This window comes from Pedobacter cryoconitis (genome assembly GCF_014200595.1).
Classification (GTDB): Bacteria; Bacteroidota; Bacteroidia; order Sphingobacteriales; family Sphingobacteriaceae; genus Pedobacter; species Pedobacter cryoconitis_C.
In genome coordinates, this window is the sequence record NZ_JACHCG010000003.1 from 623,410 (window position 1) to 630,472 (window position 7,063).

Sequence of the window (7,063 nt, forward strand, 5' to 3'; positions counted from 1 at the left end):
AATCTTTTATTTAGTATAATAATTTGTCATAAGGATACCTAACCGTATGAAGGGCAACAACCTTATCATATAAAAGTTGTTTAAATTCTTCCAGGTTTTCCTTATGCAGCGCTGAGATAAATAACGACGGCGTATTATGTTGTGCCATCCAGCTCTTTTTAAAGTCTTCCAGTGTTAAAGTCACCTTCTCATCTTCGTTCATTTCATCGGCTTCAGGATTCACGTAAGCATCAATTTTATTGAAAACCACGATCGTCTCTTTATCCCTTGCGCCCAGATCTTTCAGCGTTTCATTTACTACCCTGATCTGGTCTTCGAAACTCGTATGAGACACATCTACCACATGGATTAATATATCAGCTTCTCTGACTTCATCCAATGTTGATTTGAAACATTCTACCAGGTGATGCGGCAGTTTACGGATAAAACCAACCGTGTCAGACAATAAGAATGGCAGATTATCAATCACAACTTTTCTTACCGTAGTATCTAAAGTTGCAAACAACTTGTTCTCTGCAAACACCTCTGATTTTGAAATCATGTTCATGATTGTAGACTTACCTACGTTGGTATAGCCTACTAAAGCGACCCTGATTAATTCAGTACGGTTTTTCCGCTGTGTTTCATTCTGTTTATCGATCAGTCTCAATCTTCCTTTTAACAGGGAGATTTTCTCCAGGATCATCCTTCTGTCACTCTCAATCTGAGTTTCACCCGGTCCACGCATACCAATACCACCCTTTTGGCGCTCCAGGTGAGTCCATAAGCGCGTTAAACGTGGTAATAAATATTGCAGCTGCGCTAATTCAACCTGAGTTTTAGCCTGTGAAGTTTGTGCTCTTCCGGCAAAAATATCAAGGATAAGATTACTCCTGTCCAGGACTTTTACTTCCAGTTCACGCTCTATATTCCGCAGTTGCGAAGGAGATAGTTCATCGTCAAAAACGACCATATCAATTTCCTCCGACTTCACGTAGGCTCTTATTTCTTCTAATTTTCCCGTTCCAACAAAGGTACCTCTATCGGGCTTCAGCATTTTTTGTGTGAAGATGTTATCCACTACACCACCTGCTGTATCTACCAAAAATGTCAGTTCGTCTAAATATTCTTTTGTTTCTTCCGGTTTTTCTCCCGGTCTGATCACACCTACCAGGACTGCCCGTTCCTGCTTAACCGCGGTATCATAAGTTTTCTCTTTTCCCATGTAAAGTACAAAGATACAAAAGTTATACCGAGATCAACTCCCCTACGAACTGATGCATTGCAGCTCCCGGGTCAGAAGTCTTCATAAAGTTTTCACCAATTAGAAAACCGTTAAATCCAGCTGTTTTCAGCTGCTTAATTGTCTGTGGATCACTGATCGCGCTCTCAGATACTTTCAGAAATTCTTTTGGGATTTCATCTGCCAGATCAAATGACGTCTGAATATTGACAGAAAAGTCTGCCAGATTACGGTTATTCACACCAATTGCATCAATATAGGGATTGATACTGCGTTGTAATTCTTCCAGGTTATGCACTTCAAGCAGGACATTCAGGCCTAAGCTTTTAGACAACCTGCTAAAAGTATCGATTTGTACAGGGGTAAGAATTGCCGCAATCAGCAGAATAATATCGGCGCCTAGACCTTTTGCTTCTACAATCTGGTATTCATCGATCATGAAATCTTTCCGCAATAGCGGAACATCGTTAGCTGCCCTTGCTTCCAGTAAATCATTCGGGTGACCACCAAAGAAATCTATATCGGTTAATACAGAAATAGCCGAAGCTCCTGCTGCTGCATATCCATTAGTCACTTCTACAACTGTAGAGTGGTCATTGATAATTCCTTTTGAAGGAGAACGCCGCTTAAATTCTGCGATGATACCTGTACGTTCAGGACTCAGCATGAATTCTTTTAAAGAATAAGGCGTTCTGTTAAAATAAACACCCTGTTCAAGCTCTTTGATAGAAACCAGCTTTTTAGCCTGTTCCACTTCTTCTTTTTTTCTGAGTACAATTTTATCTAAAATATTCATTTGCCTATTTTAATTATCTAACCAATTTTTCATCATTTCTTTTCCATATTCCGTCAGCACGCTTTCCGGATGGAACTGTACGCCGCGCACATCATAAGTCTGATGTCTGAGTGCCATGATTTCCTCACCTGTATCTGTAGCAGTAATAGTCAGTTCAGCAGGAAAACCTTCCCGGCTAACTACCCATGAATGATAACGGCCGACGTTAATCACTTCAGGACAGTCATTAAATAAGAATTCTTCCTTATCAATTACGTTTATAGGTGTAGCTATTCCGTGCATAGGCCTGCCTAAATTTAACAACTGACCGCCAAATGCTTCGGCTATAGCCTGTTGCCCAAGGCAGATCCCCAGAATACTTTTTTCAGCAGCATAGGTTTTGATCACTTCTAAAAGTAAACCAGCTTCTGAAGGTATACCAGGGCCAGGTGACAATAAAATCTTATCAAATTGAGCGACATCAGCCAGGGCAAATTTATCATTTCTCCACACTTCTGCTTCTCTACCCAATTCATTAATTAAATGCACTAAATTATAGGTAAAGGAGTCATAATTATCTATGACTAATATTTTCTTTTGCATGTCTTTAATTTAAATTTTATTAATCCCTTTGGCCATCTCCACTGCTTTACGCAAGGCAGCAATCTTATTGTTTACTTCATTCAGCTCATTAATGGCGATAGAATCTGCTACAATACCAGCACCAGCTCTATAATGCAACTGGTTATTCTTACTCATAAACGTACGGATCATAATGGCATGATTAAATGAACTGCCGAAGTCCATATACCCAATTGCACCCGCATAAAAATTACGCGCCAATCCTTCATATTCATCGATCAGCTGCATCGCTTTGTATTTTGGTGCGCCACTTAAAGTACCTGCCGGATAAGTATCCGCGACCACTTTAAAAGCGGAAACATCAGGCTGAATATTTCCACTTACTTTTGAAACCAGGTGGATCAAGTGAGAATAATACTGAACTTCTTTAAACGATTTAACTTCAACTCCCCTGCAATGTCTGCTCAGATCATTCCTGGCTAAATCTACCAGCATCACATGCTCTGCACTTTCCTTAGGATCTTGTTCCAGCTTTCTCGCTAATTCAGCATCTTCTTCATCATTACCTGTGCGTTTAAAGGTTCCGGCGATTGGAAAGATATTAGCAGCTCCGTTTTTAATCGTAATCTGGGCTTCCGGCGATGAGCCAAAAAGCTTAAAGCTTCCGTAATCAAAATAGAACAAGTAAGGAGAAGGGTTAATAGAGCGCAAACAGCGGTAAACATTAAACTCATCACCAGAAAACTTCTGATTGTAGGCTCTGGATGGAACGATCTGAAAAACATCACCACGCAGGATATGTTTCTTCATTTTCTCCACGATATCCATGAAGCCTTCATTCGTCAGGTTAGATTGCTCCTCACCTACAGTGTCAAAACTATATTCAGGGAAGTTTTTATTTTGAATCAGGTATTCAATTCGCTCTAAATCTTCATCGTCTTCCTCATTGAAGTTATTCTTAAACAGGGTAATCTCATTCTTAAAGTGATCAATAGCAATAATATAGCGGTAAACATGATATTGCATCATTGGGATCTCTTCTCCTTTTGGAGATTGAGCTGTAAATTTGATATCCTCAAAATACTGCACCGTGTTCCAGGTAAAATAACCAAACATTCCCGTAGAGATACGGCGCTGTTCTTCCACAGTTTGCGGGTCAAATCTTGCTTTAAAAGCTTCGATTTCCCCGGTCAGGACAAATTCATCCTTTACTTCTTTTTCTCCATTGGGAAAATAAGAAGACAGCTTTCCGTTTTCCAGCATAATTCCTGCGACAGGATCTGCACAAACGTAACTTACGGAGTTCTCCCGGCTATGGTAATCAGAACTTTCCAGCAACAGGGAGTTTGGAAAAACATCCCTCAATCGCAGATAGATACTTACAGGAGTAATAGTATCTGCTAATCTCTTTTTAAAAACGGTATTGATTTTGATCTTCTCCATCTGAAATTATTAAAACAAAAAAAACCCGACGTGTTGTACGTCGGGTTAGTATGTGTGGTTTGGTTTAGGTTGATAAACTATAAGGTACACGAGACTACGACGAAACTCTTTTCAGAATTACCGCGCCATTGCCAAGTAGTATGTTTATTGTTAATCATTGAGTAGCAAAAATAGAAATAAATCTTACAAACCAAAATTAAATCGTAAAATAATTATCACATTCCGAATAGATGTCTGGTTGGATCTAGTCTAACCATTGTAAAAATTGCGATTGTGATTAATAAAAGCGCCAAACCAAAATAAATAAATATAGTTTTATGTTTAGCTAATGCAGTAGCACCTCTTTTAGAACGCGCATTACCTATTGTGATTAAGACAATTGCAAGTAACATCATGGATAAATGTTCCATTTTCCAGTAACGTTGTATCGCAACGGAACTATCACCTTTGTACCAATCATGCATAAAATAGATCACTAAACCTAAAACCAATTGAATATGCGCACTGATCAAAGCGAACACATTTAACTTACGGTTCCCTTCAGTATATGGTTTCTTACCCACATATCCCATTAATGCATTAATAAAAGCAACCAGCAATAAGATGATTACTAAATAACGCCATCCAGAGTGCGCACTCTTCAAGATTTCATAAATACCCATAACAAGTTTTTTCTTCAAAAATAAGAAATTAATGCTTGCTTATAAGATCAGCAGCCTTTTATTGGTATTTAGAATCATTATAAGGTCTGACTGAAATTTGTCTTTACAATCCCTCTTGCTAAATCGGCCGTAACAAAATCCATTGGGATTACGCCATACCTGCCACTGATGTTGCCAACAAAGTAGGCTGCAATTTTTGGGTTAACTGAATTGTGTACTGCATTGATATCAGGAATACCAAAAATAAGTGATTTGTATCCGCTGCTATAGTTTAAATACAGTCTGTTAGAATGATCAGCATGTGCAGCATCCAATTGTGTTTTTACCCTGGTCCATTTGGTATCTACATTGGAAACTTTATATTCGTCCTGTACGCTCAGATTCGCTGCCGGGTTATTAATATCAAAAGTGGTATTATCTCCCCACTGCGTAGCATCTATCCCTTTTGCATTTCCTGAACCAAATCTTCTCAGCAGTTTAATTTTACCACGGATAGCAGAAAGTTTCGAAATCCCGGTACCCAGATCCCATTTAGTAGCATTTTCCTGCACGTAGCTATCAAAAGTCTGTTCAAAGCTTCGTGTATTATCAGCAGCCGTGTGTTCTTCCTTTACGCTCATGATAATGGTTTCTGAGGGATTTGCATTCAGGAAGTCAATACATTCCTTTAAAACGTCGCTATAGTTCAAATTCTGGTAGATAGCACCGTGATGAATAGCAAAGCTATTGTTAATATGTCTGCATCTGACATCCAGATACCGCACACCAGCATTTAACTGTTCTGCTATACTCAGCGTCTGACATTTTGCGGTACCAGATATAGGTTCAACCCGTGCACCTGAGTCATGTGTTCCAGGAATTGATATCTGCGCAATGTTTGTAGTGTCTGGCAGGAAACTCATCCAGTTATTAAGCGAGTAATTTGGCAAAGCATTTTGCTTTGTCATTGCGCTTTCGTTTCTCGTTGCAGGAGCATTATCCTGAATTCCTTGTTTCTTACAAGAGGTCATGGTGAATACACCAATTGCCATTAAGAAAAGCTGTAGTTTTCCGTTGTTGTTCATAAATTGTTTTTCGGTTAGATTGTTGTGAAAATACGATTTTTTTTATCGTTATTCTATACCACGAAGCTACCCTTGAATTGTTAATTTACTACGCACAACGGATTAAGTTTAAAACTAAAAAGGGTAATCCGCCTCCGGATCACCCTAATTAACTAACTTATTAAAATAAAAAAACTGGCTGTTGGGGAAGGAGTCGAACCTTCAAGGGGAAGTTAGCCGCAGTTCAAAAAATTAATTTGTGGTCAACCCATAAACTGTGTTTATCCCATGATCCCCACCACCGAGACAAGAAGGTGTGTCTGCCAATTTCACCACCCAACATTAAATAAAGAACAATCATTCTTTGGCTGTAGGGGAAGGAGTCGAACCTTCAAGGAGTAGTTAGCCTTTACAGGTTTTCCATATTCTCCACCACCGAGACAAGGAGGTGCGTCTGCCAGTTCCACCACCCTACAGAGTATAAGCAATTATTAAAATGAACGTTTTTTTCTTACTTGCTTGATACAAATGTAATGATAGACTACATACGTTGCAAATATTTTAACGATTTAATTTCATTATTACGACTATTGTAATTATATTAGATCATCATTATAATTAATTGAAATCATGCTCAAAAAAGAAAGCCAAAATTTAGAAATTGATAACCTCGATATTGACATTTTAAAGCAACTGATGCAGGATGCAACCAAACCCTACACAGAAATAGCGAAAGATTTGATCGTTTCGGGAGGAACAATTCACGTCCGGATGAAAAAATTACAGGAGATGGGGATTATAAAAGGATCACATTTAATTATAGATCCGCAAAAAGCGGGATATGACATCTGTGCTTTTCTTGGTATATACCTGGAAAAAGGGATTCAATATAAAGACGCAGTGGAACAGCTGAGCAGAATTAAAGAAGTTGTGGAGTTACATTATACGACTGGTGCTTATAGTATGTTCGCTAAAATCATATGCAGAGATACCAATCATTTACGGCACGTATTAAATGAGGAGATCCAGGCAGTGGCAGGTATACAGCGAACGGAGACATTGATCTCTCTGGAAGAAAGTATCAGAAGGCAAATAGAGTTAGGATAGAATATTTACCTGCGCTCAGATCAAATAATACGCATAAGGTAATACGTTATGATGATCAGTTATAGATAATGCTTTACAGGGCTTATAATGGGGGATACCTGGTTATATCAGGACAGGGCTTATCCTGTTTAATAAAAAATGTCCTATAACAAGAAAAGCCTGTAGTTTCCTACAGGCTTTCTTTAAGATTTGGCACCGACCTACTCTCCCACGTGTTACCGCAGTACCA

7 protein-coding genes and 2 tRNA genes are annotated in these 7,063 nt (G+C 38.8%); 1 reads left to right on the forward strand and 8 read right to left on the reverse strand.

All coding sequences use genetic code 11. The features are described 5' to 3' along the window. Positions 1-10 precede the first annotated feature (10 nt). The 8 genes from hflX to HDE70_RS19695 form a co-directional block, all read right to left on the reverse strand. Positions 11-1,204: a GTPase HflX gene (hflX, locus tag HDE70_RS19660; RefSeq protein WP_183868432.1), complete on the reverse strand. Its 1,194-nt coding sequence runs from the start codon at positions 1,202-1,204 to the stop codon at positions 11-13. Between the two features lie 22 nt (positions 1,205-1,226). Next, complete coding sequence (trpC, locus tag HDE70_RS19665) at positions 1,227-2,018, reverse strand: indole-3-glycerol phosphate synthase TrpC (protein WP_183868433.1); 792 nt, start codon at positions 2,016-2,018, stop codon at positions 1,227-1,229. Positions 2,019-2,027: 9 nt separating this feature from the next. Further along, positions 2,028-2,600, reverse strand: coding sequence for an anthranilate synthase component II (locus HDE70_RS19670; RefSeq protein WP_183868434.1), 573 nt, complete (start codon positions 2,598-2,600; stop codon positions 2,028-2,030). Between the two features lie 9 nt (positions 2,601-2,609). Further along, positions 2,610-4,022, reverse strand: a complete 1,413-nt coding sequence (locus HDE70_RS19675) for an anthranilate synthase component I family protein (protein WP_183868435.1) — start codon at positions 4,020-4,022, stop codon at positions 2,610-2,612. Between the two features lie 215 nt (positions 4,023-4,237). Next, complete coding sequence (locus tag HDE70_RS19680) at positions 4,238-4,702, reverse strand: cytochrome B (protein WP_317617423.1); 465 nt, start codon at positions 4,700-4,702, stop codon at positions 4,238-4,240. Between the two features lie 59 nt (positions 4,703-4,761). Next, complete coding sequence (locus HDE70_RS19685; protein WP_183891633.1) at positions 4,762-5,748, reverse strand: phosphatidylinositol-specific phospholipase C; 987 nt, start codon at positions 5,746-5,748, stop codon at positions 4,762-4,764. 175 nt (positions 5,749-5,923) lie between these two features. After that, positions 5,924-6,069 (reverse strand) — tRNA-Asp (locus HDE70_RS19690). 23 nt (positions 6,070-6,092) lie between these two features. Continuing rightward, positions 6,093-6,203, reverse strand: a tRNA-Asp gene (locus HDE70_RS19695). Between the two features lie 154 nt (positions 6,204-6,357). Here HDE70_RS19695 and HDE70_RS19700 point away from each other — a divergent pair. After that, positions 6,358-6,834 (forward strand): Lrp/AsnC ligand binding domain-containing protein, encoded by a 477-nt coding sequence (locus tag HDE70_RS19700; RefSeq protein WP_041883359.1) that lies wholly within the window; start codon positions 6,358-6,360, stop codon positions 6,832-6,834. The last annotated feature ends 229 nt before the right edge of the window (positions 6,835-7,063 follow it).